The 24488-nt window shown below is 52.7% G+C and carries 26 protein-coding genes; 22 read left to right on the top strand and 4 right to left on the bottom strand.

Features of this window, described 5'->3' with window-relative positions; genetic code table 11:
• Positions 1 to 133 precede the first annotated feature (133 nt).
• The 4 genes from PsWM33_RS16790 (at position 134) to PsWM33_RS16775 (ending at position 3108) form a co-directional block, all read left to right on the top strand.
• Positions 134 to 856 carry a TetR/AcrR family transcriptional regulator gene (locus PsWM33_RS16790; RefSeq protein ID WP_063300969.1) on the top strand — a complete coding sequence of 241 codons (723 nt, stop codon included), beginning with the start codon at positions 134 to 136 and terminating at the stop codon, positions 854 to 856.
• Complete coding sequence (locus PsWM33_RS16785; RefSeq protein WP_063298581.1) at positions 843 to 1310, top strand: VOC family protein; 468 nt, start codon at positions 843 to 845, stop codon at positions 1308 to 1310. Before PsWM33_RS16790 ends, PsWM33_RS16785 begins: the two co-directional genes overlap by 14 nt.
• A 260-nt stretch (positions 1311 to 1570) precedes the next feature.
• Positions 1571 to 2026 carry a hypothetical protein gene (locus PsWM33_RS16780; RefSeq protein WP_063298582.1) on the top strand — a complete coding sequence of 152 codons (456 nt, stop codon included), beginning with the start codon at positions 1571 to 1573 and terminating at the stop codon, positions 2024 to 2026.
• Between the two features lie 305 nt (positions 2027 to 2331).
• Complete coding sequence (locus tag PsWM33_RS16775) at positions 2332 to 3108, top strand: endonuclease/exonuclease/phosphatase family protein (RefSeq protein ID WP_208985897.1); 777 nt, start codon at positions 2332 to 2334, stop codon at positions 3106 to 3108.
• A 6-nt stretch (positions 3109 to 3114) separates the two neighbouring features.
• Here PsWM33_RS16775 and PsWM33_RS16770 read toward each other — a convergent pair whose 3' ends face one another.
• The gene (locus tag PsWM33_RS16770) at positions 3115 to 3738 is read right to left on the bottom strand and encodes a class I SAM-dependent methyltransferase (RefSeq protein WP_063300968.1); all 624 of its coding nucleotides are present in this window, start codon (positions 3736 to 3738) and stop codon (positions 3115 to 3117) included.
• Positions 3739 to 3823: 85 nt separating this feature from the next.
• On the opposite strand from PsWM33_RS16770, the gene PsWM33_RS16765 reads away from it, so the two are divergent.
• The gene (locus PsWM33_RS16765; RefSeq protein ID WP_063300967.1) at positions 3824 to 4723 is read left to right on the top strand and encodes a LysR family transcriptional regulator; all 900 of its coding nucleotides are present in this window, start codon (positions 3824 to 3826) and stop codon (positions 4721 to 4723) included.
• A 191-nt stretch (positions 4724 to 4914) separates the two neighbouring features.
• The gene (locus tag PsWM33_RS16760) at positions 4915 to 5523 is read left to right on the top strand and encodes a GNAT family N-acetyltransferase (protein WP_057461872.1); all 609 of its coding nucleotides are present in this window, start codon (positions 4915 to 4917) and stop codon (positions 5521 to 5523) included.
• Positions 5524 to 5622: 99 nt separating this feature from the next.
• Here PsWM33_RS16760 and PsWM33_RS16755 read toward each other — a convergent pair whose 3' ends face one another.
• A complete protein-coding gene (locus PsWM33_RS16755) occupies positions 5623 to 6960 on the bottom strand; it encodes a serine hydroxymethyltransferase (RefSeq protein ID WP_063300966.1) in 1338 nt (445 codons plus the stop codon).
• A gap of 98 nt (positions 6961 to 7058) precedes the next feature.
• Between PsWM33_RS16755 and PsWM33_RS16750 the strand changes: the two genes are divergently transcribed.
• The 5 genes from PsWM33_RS16750 (at position 7059) to PsWM33_RS16730 (ending at position 14423) form a co-directional block, all read left to right on the top strand.
• On the top strand, positions 7059 to 7937 hold the full coding sequence (locus PsWM33_RS16750; RefSeq protein WP_063300965.1) for a LysR family transcriptional regulator: 879 nt from the start codon (positions 7059 to 7061) through the stop codon (positions 7935 to 7937).
• 270 nt (positions 7938 to 8207) lie between these two features.
• Complete coding sequence (locus PsWM33_RS16745; protein WP_063300964.1) at positions 8208 to 10421, top strand: heavy metal translocating P-type ATPase; 2214 nt, start codon at positions 8208 to 8210, stop codon at positions 10419 to 10421.
• A gap of 347 nt (positions 10422 to 10768) precedes the next feature.
• Positions 10769 to 11779, top strand: a complete 1011-nt coding sequence (locus PsWM33_RS16740) for a TRAP transporter substrate-binding protein (protein WP_063300963.1) — start codon at positions 10769 to 10771, stop codon at positions 11777 to 11779.
• Positions 11780 to 11925: 146 nt separating this feature from the next.
• Entirely contained in the window at positions 11926 to 12672 is a 747-nt protein-coding gene (locus PsWM33_RS16735; protein WP_063298590.1) for an FCD domain-containing protein, read from the top strand.
• A gap of 197 nt (positions 12673 to 12869) precedes the next feature.
• Complete coding sequence (locus PsWM33_RS16730; RefSeq protein WP_063300962.1) at positions 12870 to 14423, top strand: CYTH and CHAD domain-containing protein; 1554 nt, start codon at positions 12870 to 12872, stop codon at positions 14421 to 14423.
• Between the two features lie 8 nt (positions 14424 to 14431).
• On the opposite strand, the gene phnF is transcribed toward PsWM33_RS16730, so the two are convergent.
• Complete coding sequence (gene phnF, locus PsWM33_RS16725; RefSeq protein WP_208994595.1) at positions 14432 to 15172, bottom strand: phosphonate metabolism transcriptional regulator PhnF; 741 nt, start codon at positions 15170 to 15172, stop codon at positions 14432 to 14434.
• A 195-nt stretch (positions 15173 to 15367) separates the two neighbouring features.
• On the opposite strand from phnF, the gene phnG reads away from it, so the two are divergent.
• From phnG to phnN, 10 genes are read left to right on the top strand one after another with little or no spacing between them, the layout of a single operon-like run.
• Complete coding sequence (phnG, locus tag PsWM33_RS16720) at positions 15368 to 15838, top strand: phosphonate C-P lyase system protein PhnG (protein ID WP_063301123.1); 471 nt, start codon at positions 15368 to 15370, stop codon at positions 15836 to 15838.
• A gap of 1 nt (position 15839) precedes the next feature.
• Positions 15840 to 16472: a phosphonate C-P lyase system protein PhnH gene (gene phnH / locus PsWM33_RS16715; RefSeq protein WP_063300960.1), complete on the top strand. Its 633-nt coding sequence runs from the start codon at positions 15840 to 15842 to the stop codon at positions 16470 to 16472.
• A gap of 3 nt (positions 16473 to 16475) precedes the next feature.
• Positions 16476 to 17591, top strand: coding sequence for a carbon-phosphorus lyase complex subunit PhnI (locus PsWM33_RS16710; protein WP_063300959.1), 1116 nt, complete (start codon positions 16476 to 16478; stop codon positions 17589 to 17591).
• Positions 17588 to 18499, top strand: a complete 912-nt coding sequence (locus tag PsWM33_RS16705; RefSeq protein WP_063300958.1) for an alpha-D-ribose 1-methylphosphonate 5-phosphate C-P-lyase PhnJ — start codon at positions 17588 to 17590, stop codon at positions 18497 to 18499. The genes PsWM33_RS16710 and PsWM33_RS16705 overlap by 4 nt, the downstream gene beginning before the upstream one ends.
• Positions 18499 to 19296: a phosphonate C-P lyase system protein PhnK gene (phnK, locus tag PsWM33_RS16700; protein WP_063291758.1), complete on the top strand. Its 798-nt coding sequence runs from the start codon at positions 18499 to 18501 to the stop codon at positions 19294 to 19296. Before PsWM33_RS16705 ends, phnK begins: the two co-directional genes overlap by 1 nt.
• 10 nt (positions 19297 to 19306) lie before the next feature.
• The gene (phnL, locus tag PsWM33_RS16695) at positions 19307 to 20017 is read left to right on the top strand and encodes a phosphonate C-P lyase system protein PhnL (protein WP_063291759.1); all 711 of its coding nucleotides are present in this window, start codon (positions 19307 to 19309) and stop codon (positions 20015 to 20017) included.
• 32 nt (positions 20018 to 20049) lie between these two features.
• Positions 20050 to 20673: a DapH/DapD/GlmU-related protein gene (locus tag PsWM33_RS16690; RefSeq protein WP_063300957.1), complete on the top strand. Its 624-nt coding sequence runs from the start codon at positions 20050 to 20052 to the stop codon at positions 20671 to 20673.
• A 58-nt stretch (positions 20674 to 20731) separates the two neighbouring features.
• Complete coding sequence (locus tag PsWM33_RS16685; protein WP_063300956.1) at positions 20732 to 21430, top strand: DUF1045 domain-containing protein; 699 nt, start codon at positions 20732 to 20734, stop codon at positions 21428 to 21430.
• A gap of 41 nt (positions 21431 to 21471) precedes the next feature.
• Positions 21472 to 22620 (top strand): alpha-D-ribose 1-methylphosphonate 5-triphosphate diphosphatase, encoded by a 1149-nt coding sequence (locus tag PsWM33_RS16680; protein WP_063301122.1) that lies wholly within the window; start codon positions 21472 to 21474, stop codon positions 22618 to 22620.
• Between the two features lie 27 nt (positions 22621 to 22647).
• Positions 22648 to 23241 carry a phosphonate metabolism protein/1,5-bisphosphokinase (PRPP-forming) PhnN gene (phnN, locus tag PsWM33_RS16675; RefSeq protein ID WP_063300955.1) on the top strand — a complete coding sequence of 198 codons (594 nt, stop codon included), beginning with the start codon at positions 22648 to 22650 and terminating at the stop codon, positions 23239 to 23241.
• Here the strand turns inward: phnN and PsWM33_RS16670 are convergent.
• Entirely contained in the window at positions 23231 to 23923 is a 693-nt protein-coding gene (locus PsWM33_RS16670; RefSeq protein WP_208994594.1) for a TetR/AcrR family transcriptional regulator, read from the bottom strand. The genes phnN and PsWM33_RS16670 overlap by 11 nt on opposite strands.
• Positions 23924 to 24023: 100 nt before the next feature.
• Between PsWM33_RS16670 and PsWM33_RS16665 the strand changes: the two genes are divergently transcribed.
• Complete coding sequence (locus tag PsWM33_RS16665; RefSeq protein WP_082827038.1) at positions 24024 to 24488, top strand: (2Fe-2S)-binding protein; 465 nt, start codon at positions 24024 to 24026, stop codon at positions 24486 to 24488.

Here is a 24488-nt window from a genome sequence, read left to right as displayed (position 1 = left end):
AACACGCCTCACTCGAATGTGATCCGACAGTCGGTCATCAGACCGACCTAAAGCTTGAGTTCCCAATCAAAATCAAATATGAAACATTATTCGAATTATATTCCAGAATCACAAAATCGGTGAAAGCAGTCCCATGCAGTCTTCCGGCAAACAGCAAAAAACCAAACTTCGCGAAGAAGCTATTTTGGAGAAAGCACGAGAAGTCATTATCGCTGAAGGGACTGGTGCCCTGAAGATGCCAGAGCTCGCGAAGCTATCGCAAGTCTCTGTCGGCACCCTTTATCGCCACTTCGAAAGCAAGCAGGACATCATAGCTGCACTGGCATCAAGAGCCCTTGATGCGCGTCATCAAAAGTTGAAGTTGGTCAAAGAACAATTTCAAGAGCCGGACGAGCGATATCTTGGAGTAATCATGTTGGATTTCCTGTTCAACATCGCTCATCCTGACGTGTTCCAGATAGAAATGGCTTGCGCCTCGCCCGCTTTCTGGGAAGAGACACAAAGCTTCAGGCACCAAAGTCACCAAGCTGTTGCCAAAGATATATCCTCGTTTCTTCAAAGCGTGTGCTCGGAAATTTCAGGCCCAGAGGCTGACCTAAAGCATCTTGCAACAGGCATCTGGGCCTTTGTGTCAGGCATGTCCTTAGTTTGGTATGGCATGCCAAGCAAGCAGCAGGACAATCTGGAAGAAGCCCTCTGCTTTCTCAGAATGCACCTGATAAACTTCATCAAGGGATACGGCCTGCAGCTCTCCGATGCAGGCGGAACATTTAGCCATCTGGAAAAGCACTTTCTCGCAACAAAATCACAGTGGCTTTGGGCCCTGAAAGGTAAACCAGCAAATGACAGTCATTAAGCGCGGTGTTATCGCCATTCTCGCACTCTTTTTTGCTCAGTTTGCAGCTCAAGCTGAAGTGCTTCAACCAACAATATATATGGTCACCATTCACACAGCGAACTTTCCGGAGATGAAAACCTTCTTCAAAGACAAAATGAAGATGGAGCTGGTTTCGGATAGCGGAGAGTTTGTAGAGTTCCAGTCCAACGGTCTCAGGCTTTCACTTGCAAGCCATAAAACCTTGAGCTCTTTCCTGGACTCAAACTCGCTGAATGGCAAACGCACCGGATCAGGACTGGGTATCGGCTTCAAATACGAAAATCCGGAACAGGTTGATATCGCCTACAAAGCCCTCCTAAAAAATGGAGTAAAAGGCGTCGCAGAACCTGCGCAGCAGCCTTGGGGCGAATACACCGCCTTCTTTGCAGACCCCGACGGGAACGTGCACGAGCTGGTCGCCGATACCAAATAAAGCCAGCTATTCAGATACAAAGGGCCCCAGCGGGCCCTTTTCTTTTGCCTGCACGCAATATGATAAGTTAACGCACTCTCACAACCTCTAATTCAATAGAGCTTAAACTCTCAGGCAACCACTTCAGCTTGCATTCCCTTTAAAACAACGCACTCGCGCGTACGCGCAGCTTCATTAAGAGTGCACTCATTAAGCTCTACGCGTCCGCGAGGACTCAAAGCTACAAATGTAAACTTTTCCCGATCAAAGCAGGCGCAAAAATGAAGAAAACAACTGCTATCATAGCTGGCCTTGGTGCACTGGCTCTTTTCATCTCACCAGTCTTGGCCGACAATAACGACACAGGCCAACCCAAAGTCGAATTCTCTGACCTGTCTCTTGCCGACGGATCTCCGGATGACGGCACCTGCAAAACCCGTTACTCCAGTGGTTTTACAGCAACTCACAAAGATGACAAAGCCGACGCAAGTCAGGATCAGACAGCTTCTGACGATAACGATGGCGTTCTCATCGCAGAAACTGATGGTGTTGTTGGCGAAGGTATCTTCACAATCTCAAACACCTACGAAATCGTCTTCGACGACAGCACAGATGCCCCTCCTGTCGAAGTGCAAATGTTTGCCTCAGGTCTGGTCGGTGAAAATCCGATTATAGGCGTGTTCTCTGACGGTACTTGTCGTGGGCACATCACCGTTCATCATGAAGACAAATCCTGACGTAACAGCCACTCACGTATTCAAATGCTGATGCTGCGCCATTCATAAGTGGCGTGGCATTTTTTTTACATTGCGTCGTTAATTCACGCCCCCTCACATACCAACGACAAATCCTCAAAAACCTAGGCTTTCCGCCAAATGATTGCGCTGTCAAATAATGAACATAGTTTCGACTATACATAGCAGGTTCGCGCCTTCTAACCCCATGAACGAAGATTGTCATGTTCCTGCGCAACTCAATAATTGGAGTAACAAGCTTACTCCTCATATCTTTCCTGGGAATTATACATCCAATCGGCGACAGCTTGTCTGTTCTCCGGCTGCCTCTGGCCGTCTTGCTTGCAATTCTAACACTGTTTTCATACCGCCAGCCCAAGTTGATGATCATCGGCTTTCTAGTCGCATCAATCAGCAGCGGAACGGTATTGTGGGCCGATCAGGGAGTGCGCGTCCCAGAGAATTACGATCTGGCGGTCTATCAAAAGAACCTGAGTTTCCGTGCCGGAGACCGCATGGATGTCCTGAATGACATCCTCATGCTACAGCCAGAAGTGATCACGCTTCAGGAAGTGCACAAAAGGCATCTTCCTCTCATCAACTCACTCAAGAAGCAGTATCCCTACCACATCGTTTGTCCCTTCACAGCCGTCGGCGCAGTCGCTGTGCTCTCACGCCTCCCTCTTGCTTCTGATGCTTATCGCTGTGAGATCGGCCTCGGCATAGCAGCACTGCACATCCAAAGCTCAGAGGGACCGCTCTGGGTGGTGTCTATCCATCAGCACTGGCCATGGCCGTTTCCTCAAGAGACACAAGCTGGGAAAATCATCTCGATCTTATCAGAGCTGGATGGACTGAAGATGATTGCTGGCGATTTTAACATGGTCCCGTGGTCGCACAATCTGGATGAATACACCGACGCCACGGACACTCAGCTGGCCGGTCCATTTGAAGCAAGCTTCCTTTTCAAAGGCACTTATGCCATGCGCATTGACCACGTCCTCGCACCAAAGGGCGGAAAGACCTTTCTCCGCCCTTACTACGGCTCCGACCACCACGGTTTATTTGCCCGCGTAGACCTGTAAGCGGCCTTAAGTCTTAAGCGCAACTATGAAACGCCCCATGGGAGACGCCGGATAATTGCCAGTCTCAACAATCTTGAAGCCTGCCTGCTCAATCTGACGTCCCAATTCCACCTGCTTGAAGTAGGTCACATAAGGCGCATACCCAACAAGGCGCATCACATTGATCAGCCAGCGCCAGTAAAACGCGGAATCGCCCAAACATGGCGTCTTGGAAATGAGCAATCCACCCGGCTTCACAAGTCGCTGTACCTGATTGATTGCATCAGCCGGACCTTTGATCAAATGAATAACGTTATACGCCATCACCACATCATAGGTCTTGCCATCAAGCACTGATCCACCTGCGGGAGCATGCACAAAACTCACATTCTCAACGCCGTCGTCCCATGCCTTTTCACGCCCAAACTCAATCATCTTGCCGGAAATATCGCTAGCGGTCATGTGCTTGACATGCTTGGCCAAAAGCATCGCCGTCGCCCCACTGCCACAGCCCAGTTCCAACACCTCTTGCTCCGGTGTGAGATAAGAACGGACACGGTCCATTGCCTTCTCATAGGAAGCAACGTCTTTCATTGGTCGCGCCACATAACCCGGCGCATGTTTATCCCAAAATCCTGCGGAATTCTGCATCGGAAACCCTCCATTTCCTGCAGTGTATCCATGCATATTATCAAAACAAATTGCCAAAATTCGCAGTTGAGGTATACAAATATGCATGAATTGGCAGAGCGTCTCATTCGATTGGAATCAAGCCCGCGCTTTCCTTGTCACAGCAGAGGAAGGCTCCCTTTCGGCTGCAGCAAGGGCCCTCGGCCTCACCCAACCCACACTGGGCAGACAGGTCTCCGCACTGGAAGAAGCACTCGGCGTGACGTTGTTCGAGCGTGTTGGCCGCTCACTCTCCCTCACGCAAGCAGGCTTTGAACTTCTGGAGCATGTGAAATCCATGGGAGAGGCCGCCAACCGCATTTCATTGGCAGCGTCCGGCCAGTCTCAGGAAATCGACGGAACCGTCTGCATCAGCGCAAGCGACACCGCCTCAGCCTTCATCCTCACACCCATTTTGAAGCAACTGCGCGAGATCGCACCCGGCATTCACGTGGAGATCATCGCCACCAACACCGTCAGTGATTTGCAGCAGCGTGAAGCAGATATCGCCATCCGCCATATCCGCCCGGAACAACCAGACCTGACCGCAAGGCTTGTGAGGGAAACCACCGCACACTTCTATGCCAGCAAAACCTATCTGAACCGCAAGGGCCGCCCACAATCGGCCAATGACATGGCAAACCACGACTTCATCGCCTTCGACAGGCCAGACAAGTTCCTCAAGTACTTCACCGAGTCTGGTCTGCCACTCAAAGAAAGCAACTTCAAACTAACAACCGCAAGCGGGCTGGTGGGGTGGCAACTGGTCCGAAATGATCTCGGCATCATCGTCATGATTCAAGAGATCGCGGAAATGTTCCCGGAAATGGAACAGGTACTGCCAAGCTTTGAGCCATTCGTCGTGCCCTTCTGGCTGGCAACCCACCGCGAACTGCACACCTCAAAGCGCATCCGCCTGGTCTTCGACCTTCTGGCGGACACGCTTTCAAGCAAAACTTTGCTGTGACGGTGCTACAAATTTTGCAAAGCAACAGTATTCAAAATTCAACGTATGCTCCAACACTCTTACCCATCAGGAAATGCATTGAGTGCCTCTTTATGACCCACAGATCTTTAAAGCACTTATCTTCAGCTGGCTGACAATATTTGGTCTTCATAAGATGTAAAATCGGTTGCACTCCAAATGGGAACATTGAAATGAACAAGATTCGCAGAGCTGGCCATGATGATTTGGAGGCACTCTACCGCATTTCGGTTCAAACAGGCCATTTGGGTAATGATGCCAGCCACTTGTATGCCGATTATCGAATGATGGGGCACATATACTCAGCCCCCTATCTAAAGTACTCACCTCAACTCTCTTACGTGATTGAGCGCGACAACCAAGTCGTTGGTTACTGTGTAGGCACAATTAACACCGTCAAGTTTGAAGCGACCCTGGAAACTCAATGGTGGCCAAGCTTAAGACGTAAGTACCCCAAACCGGAGGAAGGAGCGAGATCGACTTGGACTGCGGATGAACGCAGGTACCAGATGATCCATTTTCCGGAGAAAACACCAGAACAGATTTCAATACGCTTTCCTGCCCACCTACACATGAACCTTCTCCCAGTTGCTCAAGGGCAAGGCATCGGAACCCTGCTCCTCAACAAATGGATGCAATGCGCAAAACGATACCAAGTAGCGGCTATACATGTTGGTGCGAATGCAAAGAACGCTAGAGCCATTCGCTTTTGGCAAAAACACGGATTTAGCGAACTAGATGCTGTTGCTTCTAGAACAATCTGGATGGGCCGCGTTGTGTGACGCCCCTGATGCCTACCGCCTCAAGCTAAGCAACAAGAAAGAACTCACCCCCGTAAACGCGACCTCATCATTGCAGACTTTGTTTCGCCGTAACAACCGCTAGGCTGATACAGGCTCTCCAGCCATCACATAATGCAGTTTATTGAACTGCCGCCGCCAAGCAGAAACCTCGGGCAGATACTGCTCAGGTTGATCAGAGCGCAGCGCTGCTGCAATCAACCGCGCCATCTCACCTGCATGGCTGACACCAACACCCCAGCGCACCAGTTCAGGCGTTCCAATACGCAGCCCGTTCATATCGCCTTCCACCTCCGCAATCGGCAAGCCGATGCCACAGGCAAGGAAACCAGCCTTGCGGAGTTTCTTGGAAGCCGCCTGCCCTCCACCGAAGGAAGCCGCTTCAACAGCAAACTGATGTGACTGCGTAAAGCCCTGCGCCTTGGCAAACACGGGAATGCCCTCCGCATAAAGCGCCTGCGCCAGTGCTTTGGAAAGGGCAATCATCTCAGCAGCATACGCTTGCCCATAGTCCCGCCAATCCAGCATGGTCACCGCCAGTGCAGCAGACTTCGCCGCATCAAAGTTGGCAGTCATCCCGGGAAACGCGATGGCATCCATCCGCTCAATTAACTCAGCATCATTGGAGACAATCAGACCACCCGCAGGCCCGCCAAGGCTCTTGTAGGTGCTCATAGTCATAAAATGAACGCCTTCTTCCAACGGATTCGCCCAGGCTTTGCCAGCAATGATCCCGCATTGATGCGCTGCATCAAACATCACTTTGGCACCCACCTCATCGGCGATCTCACGAATAGCGCGCACAGGATGCTCAAACAGGTTAAGGCTGGAACCAACTGTGATCAGCTTCGGCTGTTCCGCTTTAGCAAGCTCACGAACCCCCTCCACATCAATGGTGTAGCCATCCGCGTTCACCGGAGCAGGCACAGTGCGCAAACCATAAAGCCCGGCACATCCTGCAATGTGGTGGGTCACATGCCCGCCAATGGAAGCTGGCGGCGCAATGATCGTATCACCCGGCTGACAGGTCGCCATAAACCCATAAAGATTGGCGATGGCGCCAGACGGTACACGGATCTCCGCATACTGCGCATCAAACACTTCCGCACTCAGCTCAGCCGCAATCACCTCAATCTCTTCAATAGCTTCCAGCCCCATCTCGTACTTATCACCGGGGTAGCCAAGAGACGGACGAGAACCAATGCCAGAGGCCAGAAACGCCTCAGCCCTTGGGTTCATCACATTCGTTGCCGGGTTCAGATTGAAGCACTGCTCCTCATGAATTTCCCTGTTTTGAGAAGCCAGCGCATCCAGTCGCCCCAGAAGAGCCGCAGAACTCTGCGTTTGCGTACGCTGCGCAACCTCCTGCACCAGTGCTTCACAGTGAGCCGGAACCCAATTTCGTTTCGCTAAAACCATCACAACCTCCCAATTGTTGAGAGGAGTGTGCGGACAGAACGCTTGAGAGCGCAAACCAGAATATGTAATTATTGGCCTAGAAAAACTAAGGCTAAGCCATGTCAGTCTCTCCCTCCCGCCCCAAAGGGCCACCTCTCAACGCCCTTCGTGCGTTTGAAGCAGCCGCCCGCCTTGGTGGCTTTGCCAATGCAGCAGAAGAACTGAGCGTCACCGCAGGCGCTGTCTCCCAGCACATTAAGGCATTGGAGGAATGGGTTGGCGCGGACCTGTTCGAGCGCCGCTCTCAAGGCGTCCACCTGACAGAGCTGGGACAGGACATCGCCCCGCACTTCTCTAAGGCCTTCGATGAACTGGGCAACGCCGTCCGCCAATTACGAGCCAAAACCAGCCGCAAAACCATTCACATTGCTGCCCTGCCAAGCGTCGCGCAACTCTGGCTCTCTCCCCGCCTGCCCAAAATCAGAGAGGCTTTGCCAGACACCAACATCTCTGTCATCGCACTGGAAACACCACCCAATCTGGACCGCGAGATCTACGATCTCTCCATCTTCATCGGCAAACCCAAAGGCACAGCTCAAGAGCGCATCATCGCAGAGGATCTCATCACCCCGGTCTGCTCACCAGCAACAGCAAAAGGCCTGAATGAACCACAGGACCTTGAGGCAGAAACCTTCCTACACGATGTGATCTGGGCAGACGACTGGCAGGTCTGGGCCAACACAAACGCACCAACTCTGAATAGCTTGAGCGACGGCCCAAACTATTCCCTCTATGCCATAGCAATGGAAGAAGCGAAAAACGGTGCAGGCATCCTCATGGGTCACAAAGCCCTCGTCGAACCGTCTCTGAAGAAAGGCGACCTCCAAGCCCCTTTCACCCAATGGCAATCAACCGGAAAATCCCTCATCCTGGAATGCGCCAGCCTGCCAACCCCATCAAAAGAGATCACACAGATCATCTCTTTGCTACTAGCATAGCCATTGAGCAGACACCGCTCGTTCCCATTACGTGACTATCCACAGAGCGCCTTTCCGCACTGAAAGGTCAGGGACAGGTCAAACTACGCAAAACCCTATGTGTTCCCTGCAAAATTGATCAGGCTGTGGTCTCGGCTTCGATCAGGATCACAACACGACTACATCACATAGGAGAGCTTGCGTATTTACCCTCTCTACAACCACTTGACCCGCCCTCACCAATGGTAATAAGTCCTGAGGGTCTAAACTCGGCAACCGAAGATAGCTCTGATGAACGCACCCTCAGCCTCTGCAGCCCAAACCGTCAAACTCGACATCACCGGAATGACATGTGCAGGTTGCGCATCTCGCTTGGAAAAGACTCTCCAGGCAACCGAAGGTGTGGTCAAAGCCACGGTCAATTTCGCACTTGAAATGGCAGAGGTGGAACACCTGCCTCAGGTCGCCGCAAATGATCTGGTGGACGTGGTCTCAACAGCTGGTTTTGAGGCTAAAGAGCGCCGGGACGAGGCAGAGGCAGCAAAGAAGGCTTTTGAAGAGCGCGAAGCACATAGCGACGCAGAAGAACGCAAAACCTTTCAACTTTTCGCGCTATCAACGCTCCTTGCGATTCCATTAGTCATTCCAATGGTTTTGATGGCATTTGGCGTGCAATTCGAGCTCTCTGGCGTACTGCAGTTTGCATTAGCAACGCCAATCCAACTTTTCGTCGGTGCGCGATTCTACAAGGGTGCGTTTGCAGCACTGCGTCATGGCGGCGCCAACATGGATGTCCTCGTCTCGCTCGGCACATCCGCCGCTTATCTGTACAGCGTTTATAACGTCTTCTTCGCCACACAGGCGCAGGCAACAGACCTCTATTTTGAAGCATCCGCCGTCATCCTCACGCTCATTCTGATGGGTAAATATCTGGAAATACGGGCAAAACGCTCCACCTCAGCAGCAGTTCGCTCTCTGATCGCTCTGCGACCCACCACGGCCAACAAGATCGTCGGCGACAAGATTATCCCCGTCAACATCTCAGATCTGCGCCTCGGTGATTACATAGTTATCAAACCGGGCGAGTGCGTTCCAACCGATGGCTTGATTGAAGAGGGTGAAAGCGAGTTGGATGAATCTATGCTCACCGGTGAGAACCTGCCCGTACACAAAAACAAGGGTGATCAGGTAACCACTGGAACAATCAACGGAGCAGGTGCAATTTTTGTGCGCACCACTGCCCTTGGTGAATCAACACGCTTAGCTCAAATTATCCGCCTTGTTGAAGGCGCACAGGCCTCCAAGGCACCGCTGCAAAAATTAGTCGACAAAGTCGCTGCTATTTTTGTTCCCGTTATTGTGCTGATCGCCCTCGCGACCTTCGCTGGCTGGATGCTTTACTCCGGCGACGTCACAACAGCCGTCAGTGCATCCGTCGCCGTCCTCGTCATCGCCTGCCCTTGCGCACTGGGACTTGCTACCCCGACAGCACTGGTCGCGGGCACCGGTGCTGCTGCAAAGGCGGGCATACTTATCCGCGATATCGAAGCGCTGGAACGCGCTCATAAGGTCGATACCATCCTCTTCGATAAGACCGGCACGCTGACCATCGGCAAGCCAGTTCTGACAGATGCTCAGGCTTTTGACCGCAATGACGACCGCCTGCTGACAATCGCAGCCAGCATCCAGTTGGGCAGCGAGCACCCACTTGCAAGCGCACTTATCCGCGCAGCAGAAGAGCGTAACCTCAAGCTCACCCGCCCACGCTCTATCAAGGCTATCCCCGGCAAGGGCCTGATTGCAGAGCTCACCGGACAGCAGGTCTCCATCGGCAATGCGGCCCTGATGAAAGACCTGAATGTCGCCCCATCCATGATGGGTGACGGCCTTGTAAAGACTTATGAATCCTCAGGTAAAACCGCAGTCACAGTCGCCCTTGGTGATCGTGCAATCGGTGTTCTAGCGTTTGTTGATCAGGCACGAGACTCCGCCCGTGAAGCTGTAGAATCCCTTAAGAAACAAGGCATTCGCACAGTAATGATCACCGGTGACACCGAACTCGCGGCAAAGAACATCGCAGATCAGGTCGGCGTTGACGAATTTCAGGCACGCGTTCAGCCAGAGGGCAAGAACGAAGTTGTAAATGACTTGAAAGAACAAGGCTATAGAGTTGCCATGGTCGGCGACGGCATCAACGACGCCCCTGCTCTGGCAGCTGCAGACCTTGGCATCGCAATGGGCTCCGGCGCTGATGTTGCATTGGAAACCGCAGGCGTCACACTCATGCGTTCCGAGCCGAAGATGATCCCGGCAGCGCTGGACATCTCCAAGGCAACTCTCAGAAAAATCAGACAAAACCTGTTCTGGGCCTTCATCTACAACATCATCGGCATTCCGCTGGCAGCACTGGGATTGCTCTCCCCTGTCATCGCAGGAGCTGCCATGGCCATGAGTTCTGTCTCCGTGGTTACCAACGCCATGCTGCTGCGGCGCTGGAAACCGTAAAACATGAACTGAGATCATCAATTAAGCCCCTGAATAACAAGTTCAGGGGCTTTTTTGTACCTTCTCGTCTTATGGTTGACCAATACAACCATTTCTTAGAAGAACTCCGACCAATCATACGAGAGCAAAAGTGAAGAATAATGCTTCTATTCTTCTATCAAGCTGATCCATTACAAATAATTCGGTTAGACGGAAAACAAATAAGCTCTTCATAAGGTCAACCAATATATAAAATGGTTTGACAACTCCTCAAATCCATCCAATTCTTTCCATTACATATCGCAGCCTCAGCATTCTATAGTTTCATCTCACGAATACATTCGCTGCGATCACTCGGGGGGAAGTGTATGTTTACGAGAAAGATTGCCAAAGCCACAGTTCTGTGTGCAGCTCTGCTTGCAACAACTTCATTCGGCTACGCGAAGACATTGAAACTCAGCCATAATCAGGGACCAGAGCATCCTCTGCACATTTCCATGCAGCACATGGCAGACAAAGTTTCCATGCAGCACATGGCAGACAAAGTTGCAGAAGCCACTGATGGCTCTCTCAAAATCCGCATCTACGGCAACGGCGCCCTGGGAACACAAAGGGAATCCATGGAGTTAGTGCAAGAAGGCACCCTCGCAATGGCCAAAACCAATGCCAGCGAATTGGAAGCCTTTGAAGAGTCCTACTCAGCACTGAACCTGCCTTACATCTTTGTAGACGAGAACCATTATTTCGATGTTCTCAGTGGCCCAATCGGTGATGACATCCTTGCAGCATCGGCAGACAAAGGCTTCATTGGTCTGACCTTTTACGTGGAAGGCGCCCGCTCCTTCTACGCCAACAAGGAAATCCACTCACCAGCTGATCTCAAAGGCATGAAGATCCGCGTCCAGCCATCCCCCTCCGCAATCCGCATGGTAGAGCTGCTCGGCGGTAGCCCAACGCCGATATCCTGGGGCGAATTGTACAGCGCACTTCAGCAGGGCGTGGTTGATGGTGCAGAGAATAACCCACTGGCGCTGACCACGGCCCGTCATGGTGAAGTCTCCAAGGTTTACTCCGATGACGGCCACACAATGATCCCGTCCATCGTGGTCATTTCAACCACTGTCTGGAATTCATTAAACTCCGATGAGCAAACAGCAATTCGTGCTGCTGCCAAGTCCTCCATGCACTTCCATCGTGCGCAATGGAACGAAATGACCAAGGAGCATATAGAGCAGGCAAAGTCCGAGCTTAATGTGAAGTTCATTGAGGTGGATAAAGCACCATTCATCGAAGCTGTTTTGCCAATGCATGCAGAAGCCGCGGAAAAATCTGAGAGAGTTGGTTCCTTGATCACACGCATCAAAGCATTGACCCAATAAGCCTTCTAATGGAATAAGAAAGGCCAGAGTAACAAGGCAAATCTCTGGCCTTTTGTCTCGCTTGCAAATCTGCTTTATTTAGTATCTTAAGCGTGCAGCAATCATGAAAATCCGCCAAACCGCGCAGGCATGGGAGAATAAGCGAAATGGATGGTCAGCGTCGCCGCTATCAGGAAGTAGCTGAGGTCTTGCGCAAAGAGTTAGGCAACGGAACGTTCAAGGTTGGAGACCGCCTGTGCCCGGAGCGCCAGATTGCTGAAGAAATGAACGTCAGCCGCTCACTTCTGCGCGAAGCTATGATCATGCTTGAGATCGAAGGCTTGATTGATGTGCGCAAAGGATCAGGCACTTACGTTGTACGCCTGCCGGATGCAGAGCAAGTTACTCCTACTTCAAACCTGGAAGACATCGGCCCGTTTGAGCTCCTTCAGGCACGCCAGCTTATGGAAAGCAACATCGCCGCCTTCGCAGCCTCCATGGTCACCAAAGCAGATATCCTGCGCATGCGCGATGCTTTGGAGCGTGAACGCGAAGACCTGGCAAAAGGCTCCGGCGGATATGAAGCGGACGAGGAATTTCACCTGCTCATAGCAGAAGCCACCCAGAACTCGGTACTGGTCGATATGGTCAGAAACCTCTGGCAACAGCGCACCCGTTCCAGAATGTGGGATAAGCTGCACGAACGCATCTTCGACAACACATACCGCGAAGAGTGGCTCAACGACCATCAGGACATCCTCGATGCCCTGAAGCGAAGAGACCCGCAAGCAGCAAAACAAGCGATGTGGCAACACCTTGAGAACGTCAAGAAACGCCTGATGGATTTATCTGACGTCGACGATCCGGCCTTTGATGCCTACCTGTTCCAGCAGGATCCGCTAACGCCTGCATAACCCACCAACGGGCATTAATAGAGCACAATTCATAATACCATTGCCAAATGGGGATTATATCTTTGATAAATTCCCATAGACGTTTTGCACCCTTTACAGGCGGATACGTTCGCGAGATGTTTACTACGTAAAATCAACAAGAGTGGGATGGAACAAGCTTCCACTTCGCACACTGTGCATAGGGTGGCCCGGCAATCATGCACGAGATTGAGCTTAAGCTTTCTGTAGACGAAACAACTCTGGAGCAACTGGCTAAAGCAAAACCAGCAAAAGGCTTTGCGGTCAGTGAACAATCCGTAAAACGTCTCCGTTCCGTGTATTACGACACGCCGGATCACGCGCTCAAGAAAGCCCGTATCTCACTAAGAACACGCCATAACGGCACCATTTGGCTGCAAACCATCAAACAAGGCGGTGGCATGCAGTCCGGGCTCTCCAAACGGATTGAGCTGGAACTGCCCATAGCCGGAATTGAGCCAGACTTCCACGTGATTTCTGATAACGAAATCAAGCAGCAGCTGTTATCTCTGCTTGAGGGCAAGCAGTGGGGAATTCTGTTCGAGACCGCCATCACGCGCACTTTGACCTACTATACAGATAAAGCAGGTGCGAAGATTGAAGTGGCTCTGGATTCTGGCATAGCTAAAACAACCTCTAAAGAGCATCCAATCCATGAAGTAGAGCTGGAGCTGATGGAAGGCCCGGTCGAAAGCCTGTACAAACTGGCAGGCGCACTCATGAGAGATCGACCAATTCTGTTTTCAAACAGCAACAAAGCAGGCATTGGCTATCGACTGGCAAGTGGTGAACCACCTGAGCTCCCATCAGAAGCGCTCCACTCCAACTACATCGAGTTGGAACCAGAAGACAACGCAGGCTCAGCCTTCCAAAAAATCCTCAACGAATGCCTCAACCAAATCGTCGCCAACCGCTCTTGCGTCCTTCAGCAAAATATCTCCGAAGGCCCACATCAGTTACGTGTCGGGCTGCGCAGATTAAGAAGTGCGTTCAACATCTACAAAGCGGCGTTTCCGGACAATGACATCATCGCTGAACTCGATACCTCCGCAAAGCAACTCGCGACAACTGCAGGAAATCAAAGGGATATCGATGTACTAGTAGAAGATATCATCACACCGGTCATCCCGTTACTGCCAGACACACATTCTGTAGAGCCTCTCTTTGAGGCCATTCAACTGGCGCATGTGGAAGCGCAAGTCGAACTGAGACAAGAACTGATCGACCCAAAACTCAACAACTTCCTACTCCAATTGGGAGAGCTCGCACACAGCCCAGCTTGGAAAGAGAACCTGGGAGTAAGTGAGTTCAAGAAATTGGACTTACCAATCGAGATTTTCGCTCAGAACGCATTGTCCAAGCGCTGGAAGGCCTGCGAAAAGCGCGCAGAGAACTTGCAGGACCTCACCATTGAGCAACGACACGATCTCCGCAAATCGCTCAAAAAACTGCGTTATACGGTTGAGTTCTTCCGCTCTCTCTATGAACCAGAAGATCTGCATCTCTTCCTTAAGTGCCTGAAACGCCTGCAAAATACCTTCGGCTACCTCAACGATGTAGCCATGGCTGACCGTCTGGTCGCAATGAAGCTTCCGCAGTCCTTACAAAACAACGAAGTTTCAACGGTCATCGGTTTTGTCGCTGGCTGGCATCAGGCCCGCGCCGACAACGCATGGCTGGAAGCTCAGGAACGTTGGAACGCCGCCGTAGAAGCACCCAAGTACTGGCTCTGAGCAAAAGCCTAATCATTTCTGACTGTTAGGTGCATCCGATCAGCAGCCACATAGGCACGACCAATTTGTATAGGCTCACCACTCGCAATCACGTTGATGGATTCCATCACAAGCACAGGCGATCCCTCGGAAATCTTAAGCAACTCCGCATTATGCGCACTACAAAGCGCTGCCGTAATCCGGGTTTCCTGACGCCGATAATCGCCAAAACCATACTTCTCCATGATCTTGGTGATCGAATTGGTCTCATTCAAATCTGAAGGCAGATTGGGAAAACGAGAGACCTCAAACCAGCGCGTTCCTGCGATAACCGGCGTGCCGTCTGCATAACTTACGGATTCGCATTTAAACAACGCAGTGCCCGGTTCAACCTCCAACAACTCCGATGTGTAAGCATCTGCAGCCACTTCGGTTGTGCGGAAGATATCCCCATAAACCTCCTGCGCCTGACCCGACAAGTTCTCCGAAAACCGTGTGCGCGGACCAATTGGATAGACCAGTGGAGCCTTTGCGACAAAGGTTCCACGTCCTTGATCTGAGCGCAAAAAGCCCTCTTCAATCAGAGTGGAAATCGCACGCCGAACAGTATGGCGGTTGACCTCGAAACTATGAGCAAGCTCTTGTTCTGTTGGGATTTTCTCCCCCTCAGAAACCTCAGCTCGAGAAAGCTCAGAGCGCAGTACTTCAGCAATCTGCTTCCACATGGCAACGCCCGCACGTCGCTCAACAGGAGAAAAATCAAATTTCATCGCATTCGTCATCCCTTCGTCATGAAACAACACTAGTCAGTTGGCGAGCAAAATATTTGTCTATACAACTAGACAACATTAGTTCTAGCTTAGCAACCAAATTCAGGCGCCCAGACACAGTTCTTCGTGAAACCACAGGGCGTCACCACACAATGCCAGAGAACCAGTGTGTTCCTGAAAGTTAAAGGGGCTGAAATGACGGCAAGTTCGCTCAAAGAGCAATCACCGGAAATTGCAGCTAGGCAGAGTGCCATGGGCATTCTGGCAAAGGCCTCAGCGCAAGACCTTGCAGAAACGTGGAAAAACCTCGGCTTAGAACCGAACTATACCGTTATCCGCCCGGCGGAAATCGGACTTGTGATGGTTCGTGGCCGCGCCGGCGGCACAGGTGCCCCCTTCAACATGTGCGAGGCAACCGTCACACGATGTGTCATCGCACTGGACGATGGCACCACCGGATTTGGTCAGGCTCTTGGTCGCGACAAGCAAAAGGTTCTACAGGCCGCTTTGGTAGACGCGCTCTGGCAGCAATCAGAACACCGTGATCTCATTGAGACGAAAGTTCTACAGCCTCTGGCCAGCACTCAGGAACAAGCGGAAAACGAAACACGCGCAGAAGTCGCTGCCACCAAAGTTGATTTCTTCACCATGGTACGGGGAGAGTAATATGAGCACGCAAACAGCCTCCTCAATCTTCGCTAAAGCACCCGCTCCGGGCCTGGCAGATCCAGTCCACGACGCACAGTCCGTATTCCGCTCCGCCATGAACGCACTGGCGCAACCGGGAACAGTGCAGCAGCTGGACATTCTCACACTCAGCCCCCCTGCTCCACTGTCAGTAGCTGCGACAGCGCTCGTGCTGACACTTTGCGATTATGACACACCGCTCTGGCTGGATCCTGCGCTGGCAACCAATGAAACCGTCAAGAATTACATCCGTTTCCACACTGCAGCACCCTTCGTTGAAAGCCCGGCAGCGGCTGCTTTTGCGCTGGTCTCGGATACAAAACTGCTCCCTGCTATCGCAAGCTTTGCCGCTGGCAATGCCGAGTATCCAGACCGCTCAACTACAATCATCCTAATGGTCGCTGAGCTCACTGAGGACGACGGCATCACGTTAAAAGGTCCGGGCATCAAAACCGAGAAGCAGTTCAGCATTGCTCCCGCACCAGCAATGTTCTGGCAGCAGATGCAAGACAACAGCACACTCTACCCACTCGGCATCGATATCATTTTTGCTGGAACCAGTCAGGTCGCAGGCCTGCCCCGCTCCACTAAAATCACCGGTTTGGAGGCTTAACTCATGTATGTTGCTGTGAAAGGTGGCGAGAAAGCCATCCGTAACGCTCACAAGCTCATGGCACGGGATCGCCGCGGCGATACCAGCGTGTCATCCCTGAGCCTCAAGCAAGTCTCCGAACAGCTTTACCTCTCTGTCTCCCGTGTGATGGCAGAGGGTTCTCTGTACGACGCAGAACTGGCAGCACTCGGTATCAAGCAATCCCGTGGCGATCTCATTGAAGCTGCTTTCCTGATGCGCGCCTACAGAACCACTCTGCCACGCTTCGGATACTCCAAACCAATCGATACTGCCAAGATGCTGATCCGCCGCCGCATTTCCGCGACTTATAAGGATCTCCCCGGCGGACAGTTGCTTGGCCCCACCTTCGATTACACCCAGCGCCTTCTCGATTTTAAGCTGGTTGCTGATGGGGAAGCACCAGCACCAGAAACACAGGGGTTCGAGAAGGAAGAGGTGGTACCGCGCGTCACTGATCTTCTCAATGATGAAGGTCTGATCGAGCCAGATGAGCCAATCGCACCCGATGCTCCAGTAGGTGACATCACTCGCGAACCGCTCACCTTCCCCGCTGATCGTGATCTGCGCTTGCAGAATTTGGCACGCGGCGACGAAGGTTTTCTGCTGGCACTTGGCTACTCCACCCAGCGTGGTTTTGGCAGAACCCATCCCTTTGCAGGAGAAATCCGTCTTGGAGAGGTCGAAGTTGACTTCTTCATGGAAGAGCTCGGCTTCGAAGTTCCCCTTGGCACCATGACAGTCACCGAATGCCAGATGATCAACCAATTCCAGGGCTCCGCTTCCGCACCGCCACAGTTCACGCGCGGCTACGGTTTGGTCCCCGGTCAGGGAGAGCGCAAAGTCATGGCAATGGCTCTGGTGGATCGCTCTTTGCGGGCTCAAGAGCTGGGCGAGGAAATAGACTCTCCGACGCAAGATCAGGAGTTCGTTCTGTCTCACTCAGACAATGTGCAGGCCACTGGCTTCGTAGAACACCTCAAGCTCCCGCACTACGTCGACTTCCAGTCAGAACTGGAGCTGATCCGCAAGGTGCGCAAAGAGTGGCAAGAGAAACGCGAAGCAGCTGAACAGGAACTCGTAGCGGAGGCAGCACAATGACCGAGCGCGTTGAAACACAAGGCATCTCCGGCGAGCATTACAACTTCGCTTATCTGGATGAGCAAACCAAACGCATGATCCGCCGCGCAATCCTCAAAGGCATTGCGGTCCCTGGCTATCAGGTTCCTTTCGCTGCCCGCGAAATGCCAATGCCATACGGTTGGGGAACCGGCGGTGTGCAAGTGACTGCGGCAGTCATCGGCAAGAATGATTGCCTGAAGATGATCGATCAGGGTTCAGATGACACGACAAACGCGGTCGCCCTGCGCAACTTCTTTATTGAGACAACAGGTGTAGACACCACCACAAAAACCAAAGACGCCAGCATCATCCAGACCCGTCACCGCATCCCGGAAGAAACGCTGACAAAGGATCAGGTGCTCGTCTATCAGGTTCCAATCCCTGAACCACTCCGCTTTCTGGAACCACGCGAAACCGAGACCCGCAAGATGCACGCGCTGGAAGAATACGGCCTTATGCATGTGAAGCTCTACGAGGACATCGCAAAGTTCGGTCATATCGCAACGGCTTACGCCTACCCGGTCATGGTGCAGGACCGCTATGTCATGGACCCTTCTCCAACACCAAAGTTTGACAATCCGAAGATGGACCAGATGGAAGCACTTCAACTGTTCGGAGCAGGCCGCGAAAAGCGCATCTACGCCATCCCGCCACACACCAAAGTAGTGAGCCTCGATTTTGAGGACCATCCATTTGAAGTGACTAAGTTCGAACAACCCTGCGCAATCTGTGGCGCAGAAGAGGTCTATCTGGATGAAGTCATTCTGGATGACGATGGCAACCGCATGTTCGTATGCTCTGACAGTGATTTCTGCGAGGAACGCCGCGATGCCGGTCATGTCGGCCACCTTGGAACCAATCCTCTGGAAGCAGAAGGAAACGACTAATGTCTCTGGATATTCAAAGTTCTGAAGACCTTCCGCTGCTTCAGGTCAGCAACACGACAAAACTCTATGGCGGCCGCATCGGCTGTAAAGATGTCAGCTTCGATCTCTATCCGGGTGAGGTGCTTGCAATTGTAGGCGAGAGTGGCTCGGGCAAAACAACGCTGCTCAACAGCCTTGCAACGCGCCTCACCCCGACCTCAGGTTCGGTCAACTATCGCAACCGCATGGGCCAGATGCGGAACCTTTATGAAATGAGCGAAGCCGAGAGACGCATGCTCATGCGCACCGATTGGGGTTTTGTCCACCAGCATCCAGCAGACGGATTGCGCATGACTGTCTCTGCAGGGGCCAATGTGGGCGAACGCCTCATGGCAGTTGGTGCTCGGCACTACGGTAACATCCGTGAAACTGCCACCGATTGGCTCGGCCGCGTTGAGATAGCAGAAGACCGCATTGACGATGACCCACGCGCATTCTCCGGCGGAATGCGCCAACGTCTCCAGATCGCCCGCAACCTCGTCACCGCCCCACGGCTGGTCTTCATGGACGAACCAACTGGCGGCTTGGATGTGTCTGTTCAGGCACGCTTGCTGGACCTCCTGCGCGGTCTTGTTGCTGACCTTGGCCTCTCCGTGATCATCGTGACCCATGATCTGGCAGTGGCCCGCCTCCTCTCACACCGTATTCTGGTGATGCGCCACGGTCATGTCATCGAAAGCGGACTGACAGATCAGGTACTGGACGACCCGCAAGAGAGTTACACCCAGCTCCTCGTCTCCTCCATCTTGCAGCCATAAGGACAAGACAATGACAAACACTCCTAAAACCAAGGTGCTTGTTTCTGACCTTGCCAAGTCCTTCAAGATGCACTTGCGAGATGGCTTGGAAATCCCGGTCGTCTCCGGTGTAAACTTCTCCGTTTCAGCAGGAGAATGTGTGGTTCTTGGCGGTCCGTCAGGTTCGGGTAAAAGCTCAATTCTGAAAATGATCTACGCCAACTACCGTTGCCAGAAAGGGCAGATCCTGATCACGGATGGCGACGAGATCGTCAATGTCGCCGATGCAACACCGCGCCGCATTATCCGCCTGCGCGAAACCACAATCGGTTACGTCTCACAGTTCCTGCGCGCCATCCCACGCGTCCCTGCTCTCACGCTGGTTGCCGAACCTCTCATGGCGCAAGGCGTTGCAGAAGACGAAGCTTTTGAGCGTGCTGGCAACTTGCTCTCACGCCTCAATGTGCCAGAGCGTCTCTGGCAGTTGCCACCAGCAACCTTCTCGGGTGGTGAACAGCAACGCGTTAACATCGCAAGAGGCTTCATCGCACATTACCCGATCCTTCTTCTCGACGAGCCAACAGCCTCACTCGATGCAGCAAACCGAGCCGTTGTTGTGGAGCTGGTGGAAGAGAAGAAAACGCAAGGTGTAGCAATGGTAGGCATTCTTCACGATCATGACGTTCGCGATGCCATTGCAGACCGGATCATCGATGTAACAACCTTCGCAACGGCCGCTTAACGCACTATGCGTGGAAAAGGGAAACTCACTCCATGACAAAGCCCCCCAAAATTGCGGAGACGGTCATCGAGTCAACCGTCACCCATCGAGAGGCTGCGGTTGGCAAGCAATGCGAAGTGCTTGGTCCAACCTATCTGGAATATTGTGAGATCGGCGACTACTCCTACATTGGCCCGAACTCGACGGTTGCGGACACAACAATCGGCAAGTTCACGGCCATTGCATCCAATGTTCGCCTTGGCCCTCCCAATCATCCCTTGGAGCGGGTTTCCCAACATCGCTTTACCTACACCCCCGAATACTACCGCGAAGATAAAGAACGGGATCACCAGTTCTTTGCTGACCGCAGAGCCGCGCGTGTCATTATCGGCAATGACGTTTGGATCGGACATGGCGTAACCGTGCTACCCGGCGTAACGATTGGCGACGGTGCGATCCTCGCAGCAGGCGCTGTGGTGGCAAAAAACGTGGAGCCCTACACCATCGTAGGCGGTGTCCCGGCAAAGCCGATCAAGAGACGCTTCTCCAAGGAAGCTGCTAACCGGCTGATCCAACTCAAATGGTGGGATTGGCCTGAGGACAAAATATTCGAACGGCTCCCTCTGTTTCAATCGATGACTGTGGAAAGGTTTCTGGAACACTTCGAACCAGCCTGAGGTGTCATAGGACTGACACCGTTTGCCCGGTACTTCGAAGCCCAAGGATATTCTGGATATGCGTTACTCAATCTATTTCACACACCCACAGTCAGCCAAACTCACTGAGTTGGGAAGCCAATGGCTCGGGCGCTCAGCCTTTTCCAATGACAGCCTCGCACACCCGCACCTGAACGAGTTTGAGCCTGGGCACCTGCACTCAATCACCGAAGACGCACGCCGCTATGGCTTCCACGCCACCATGAAACCACCATTCCATCTGGCGGAAGGTAAATCGCAGGAAGATGCAAAAGCGGCTTTCAGTGCGTTCGCCAAACAAACATCTGCCTTCACCATCGAAGGACTGGCGCCAAACTTCCTCGGCAAGTTTCTGGCCCTGACACCGACGCAGCCGTCAGACCAGCTCAACGGGTTGGCAGCGCAATGCATCAAACAGTTCGACCATCTTCGCGCACCTTTAAGCGAAAAAGACATCAAACGACGCCGCAAAACGAACCTGACACCACAGCAGGATGCCTACATGCTGGAATGGGGCTACCCCTACATTTTCAAGCATTTCCATTTTCATATGACCCTGTCAAAACGACTTGAAGACGAGAGAGAGCGCAGAGCTCTCAAAGCTGCCGCAGAAGACCACTTCAAGCCTGTCATTCATCAACCAATCTCCATTTCGCACCTCGCCCTCTGCGTTGAACCAGAGGCTGGGGCGCCATTTCAAGTCATTGAAATAAGACCATTGGAAGGACAAGTAGCATGAGCGATGTATTAGTCGGCGAAGCGCCACATCAGACATCAACAATGGTCGAGCCACACACACCAATGACCTTCACCAACGCAAAACTGATCCTCCCGGACCAGACGCTGGAAGGCACACTGGCAGTCGAAAATGGCATGATCAGCGACTTAAGCGACGGCAACACGTCCAACGCACTGGACTGTGAAGGCGACTATCTCATTCCCGGTCTTGTCGAGCTGCATACCGATCATCTCGAAAACCACTACAAGCCACGCCCCGGCGTCACATGGAACGCAGTCTCTGCTGTTCAGGCCCACGACGCGCAGATTGCCTGTTCCGGCATCACCACCGTGTTCGATGCCCTGCGCGTTGGAATGGAAGATGATGCGGACCTGACAGCACAGGACATGCGAGCCATGGCCGATGCAATCGAGATCGGCCAGCAGGAAGGCCGCCTGCGCGCTGACCACTACATTCACCTGCGTTGCGAAGTTTCCGCCGACAATTGTGTGGAAGGCTTTGAACTGTTCAACGACGATCCACGCGTTCGATTAGCCTCACTTATGGATCACACGCCAGGACAACGCCAGTTCACCTCTCTGGATCAGTTCGAGCTTTACTACAAAACCAAGAAAGGTTTCTCGGACAAGCAAATGCAGGAATTCATGCTGCAAATGCAGGTCCGTGCAGATCGCAACTCCGATAAGAACCGCCTTGCGATCGCAGACCGCGCCAAAGCTGCAGGCATGATGCTGGCCAGCCATGACGACGCGACCCTTGCCCACGTTGAGGAAGCAAACAAGTTTGGCATCAACGTCGCTGAGTTCCCCACTACCATGGAAGCTGCAAAGGCTTCACACGAAGCTGGCATGGCTGTGCTGATGGGTGCTCCGAACGTAGTGCGTGGCAAATCTCATTCCGGCAACATCTCCGCGCGTGAATTGGCAGAAGCTGGTTATCTGGACGTTCTGTCTTCTGATTACGTCCCAGTCTCACTTCTGCAAGCTGCCTTCTTACTGGCCCAGCAAATCGAGCGCATCTCCATTCCTGAAGCCATACAAAAGGTAACCAAAATCCCGGCGGAGGCAGTTGGCCTTGTTGACCGTGGTGCACTGGAAGTTGGCCGCCGTGCAGACCTTGTACAGGTGCGTATGGTTGGCGACGTGCCAATCGTCCGTGGTGTCTGGCGCGAAGGATATCGCGTCGCTTAGCACGGCGGATGAGAGGGGGGATCTATCGTGACGGTTTTGGATACAGCTCAGGAGCAAGCAAAAAAGCTTGGTCCTGGCGCACTGATCATGGTCGTAGGGCCGAGCGGTGCAGGCAAAGACACGCTGATTTACGGCTATAAGGAATTGTGCGAAGGCGATGAGAACATCATGTTCGCCCGCCGCCTGATCACCCGCCCGACAGATGCCGGTTCAGAACCGCACAAAGCAGTCTGCCGCGAGCAAATGTCAGAGCTTATCGATCAGGGACGCGTAGCATTGTCGTGGCCAGCCCATGGGCTGACCTATGCCCTGCCAGAATGCGTGGATCATCACATCGCCAAGGGCGGGATTGCCGTCGCAAATGGCTCCCGAAAAGCCTTGGCAGACGCTGTCTGCAAGTATGAGAAACTGCTGGTCGTACATATTACGGCACCAATCCACGTGCTCGCACAACGCCTCTCCATGAGAGGCCGCGAAACTGCAGAAGATATCGAGCAACGGTTAAGGCGCGCAGACCTGTCCCTGCCGGAACTACCGCATCTGGTGGAGATACAAAACACAAACGACCCTCAGGTCGGTATCAAGCAGCTGCAACAAGCAATCGCAACGTTTACGCGCTGAGTTTTTTCATTGCCTCCAGGCCAAGCAGATGCGCAGTGATCATGCCAAACAAAGCCGGAGCGAATTCGTACTTGAGTGGAGCAAATTCTGGCTCCTCGTAGAGTGTCACTAGAACTGGCGGTGGATTGGTTACTGGCCACAGTCCGGCAACGAACACATGAATGCTGAAGAAGACACTCATCGCCTCTTCCGCATCAAGCCACGGCAACCCTTTTTGCAAAGCGCTTGTTGCCTGAGCAGCCTCCACCAGTAATGCCCGTTTAAAATCACGTACACAATCAATGGAGATATTCTTCTCCATTGTTGGAGCAATTTCACTCATCAGCTCACATAGCACCTGCCGAGACGCAAACATTTCAGCAAGAAGCTTCGCCATATCAGCGGGAGCCATCTCACCGGGGACTTCCTGCTCCAGATCCTCAATCAGCTTGACAAAATCACGTAGCAGCAACTCAACCAGAATGGCTTCCCGCGTTTCAAAATACCGATAAATGTTGGATTTCACGATACCTGCACGGCTGGCAATTGCCTGCAAGGTCAGTCCATCTACGCCGTCCTGCTCAAGCACGCAGGTCGCGGCACGTATAAGATCATTATGGCGCTGTGCCTTCGCTTCGGCAGATCTGGCGCGCTGAAAACTCTGGTTGGTCATAGTTTGGTGATAGGTCTCATTCCAATCCATGTCAATTAAACTTGGCAAGGTCCATTGACAAACATCTGTCAGACCATAAGTTAAGAGAACAAAAGTCTCCTAACTATAAATTTACGGGATCGCCAGACAAATGTACCCGAAAATACCTCTGACCGTGAATGGTCAAAAACAAGAGATAGAAGCCGACCCGGAAATGCCACTTCTGTGGGCGCTTCGGGACATTATGGATATCAAAGGCCCCAAATTCGGATGCGGTATTGCAGCCTGTGGCGCGTGCACTGTTTTGATTGATGGGGAGGCCGTGCGCTCTTGCTCTCAGCCTGTCGGAGAGGTCGAAGGTGAGATCACCACCATCGAAGGTATTTCCCAAGGCGACGAACTGCATGCTGTTCAGCAAGCATGGATGAAACACTCCGTTCCTCAATGCGGTTACTGCCAGTCCGGCCAGATCATGGCGGCAGTCGCTCTGCTGGAAGAAAATCCGGACCCGACCGATGAAGACATCAGCGATGCCATGACAAACCTGTGTCGCTGTGGCACCTACCCAAAAATCAAAGCCGCGATCAAAGACGCAGCACAAACGCTGGGAGCTTGA

The sequence above is a fragment of the Pseudovibrio sp. WM33 genome (assembly GCF_001623165.1).
In the GTDB taxonomy this organism is placed as follows: domain Bacteria; phylum Pseudomonadota; class Alphaproteobacteria; order Rhizobiales; family Stappiaceae; genus Pseudovibrio.
This window is presented reverse-complemented; position numbering and strand designations above follow the sequence as displayed.

Bases quoted from the DNA above. Each gene is read 5' to 3' on its own strand.
- PsWM33_RS16680 (WP_063301122.1), top strand. From the start codon at position 21,472: ATGGTCGAGCCACACACACCAATGACCTTCACCAACGCAAAACTGATC.
- PsWM33_RS16780 (WP_063298582.1), top strand. From the start codon at position 1,571: ATGAAGAAAACAACTGCTATCATAGCTGGCCTTGGTGCACTGGCTCTT.
- PsWM33_RS16770 (WP_063300968.1), bottom strand. From the start codon at position 3,738: ATGCAGAATTCCGCAGGATTTTGGGATAAACATGCGCCGGGTTATGTG.
- PsWM33_RS16760 (WP_057461872.1), top strand. From the start codon at position 4,915: ATGAACAAGATTCGCAGAGCTGGCCATGATGATTTGGAGGCACTCTAC.
- PsWM33_RS16750 (WP_063300965.1), top strand. From the start codon at position 7,059: ATGTCAGTCTCTCCCTCCCGCCCCAAAGGGCCACCTCTCAACGCCCTT.
- PsWM33_RS16740 (WP_063300963.1), top strand. From the start codon at position 10,769: ATGTTTACGAGAAAGATTGCCAAAGCCACAGTTCTGTGTGCAGCTCTG.
- PsWM33_RS16745 (WP_063300964.1), top strand. From the start codon at position 8,208: ATGAACGCACCCTCAGCCTCTGCAGCCCAAACCGTCAAACTCGACATC.
- PsWM33_RS16790 (WP_063300969.1), top strand. From the start codon at position 134: ATGCAGTCTTCCGGCAAACAGCAAAAAACCAAACTTCGCGAAGAAGCT.
- PsWM33_RS16705 (WP_063300958.1), top strand. From the start codon at position 17,588: ATGACCGAGCGCGTTGAAACACAAGGCATCTCCGGCGAGCATTACAAC.
- PsWM33_RS16665 (WP_082827038.1), top strand. From the start codon at position 24,024: ATGTACCCGAAAATACCTCTGACCGTGAATGGTCAAAAACAAGAGATA.
- PsWM33_RS16690 (WP_063300957.1), top strand. From the start codon at position 20,050: ATGACAAAGCCCCCCAAAATTGCGGAGACGGTCATCGAGTCAACCGTC.
- PsWM33_RS16730 (WP_063300962.1), top strand. From the start codon at position 12,870: ATGCACGAGATTGAGCTTAAGCTTTCTGTAGACGAAACAACTCTGGAG.
- PsWM33_RS16765 (WP_063300967.1), top strand. From the start codon at position 3,824: ATGAATTGGCAGAGCGTCTCATTCGATTGGAATCAAGCCCGCGCTTTC.
- phnL (WP_063291759.1), top strand. From the start codon at position 19,307: ATGACAAACACTCCTAAAACCAAGGTGCTTGTTTCTGACCTTGCCAAG.
- PsWM33_RS16735 (WP_063298590.1), top strand. From the start codon at position 11,926: ATGGATGGTCAGCGTCGCCGCTATCAGGAAGTAGCTGAGGTCTTGCGC.
- phnK (WP_063291758.1), top strand. From the start codon at position 18,499: ATGTCTCTGGATATTCAAAGTTCTGAAGACCTTCCGCTGCTTCAGGTC.
- PsWM33_RS16785 (WP_063298581.1), top strand. From the start codon at position 843: ATGACAGTCATTAAGCGCGGTGTTATCGCCATTCTCGCACTCTTTTTT.
- PsWM33_RS16755 (WP_063300966.1), bottom strand. From the start codon at position 6,960: ATGGTTTTAGCGAAACGAAATTGGGTTCCGGCTCACTGTGAAGCACTG.
- phnF (WP_208994595.1), bottom strand. From the start codon at position 15,172: ATGAAATTTGATTTTTCTCCTGTTGAGCGACGTGCGGGCGTTGCCATG.
- phnG (WP_063301123.1), top strand. From the start codon at position 15,368: ATGACGGCAAGTTCGCTCAAAGAGCAATCACCGGAAATTGCAGCTAGG.
- phnH (WP_063300960.1), top strand. From the start codon at position 15,840: ATGAGCACGCAAACAGCCTCCTCAATCTTCGCTAAAGCACCCGCTCCG.
- PsWM33_RS16685 (WP_063300956.1), top strand. From the start codon at position 20,732: ATGCGTTACTCAATCTATTTCACACACCCACAGTCAGCCAAACTCACT.
- PsWM33_RS16710 (WP_063300959.1), top strand. From the start codon at position 16,476: ATGTATGTTGCTGTGAAAGGTGGCGAGAAAGCCATCCGTAACGCTCAC.
- PsWM33_RS16670 (WP_208994594.1), bottom strand. From the start codon at position 23,923: ATGGATTGGAATGAGACCTATCACCAAACTATGACCAACCAGAGTTTT.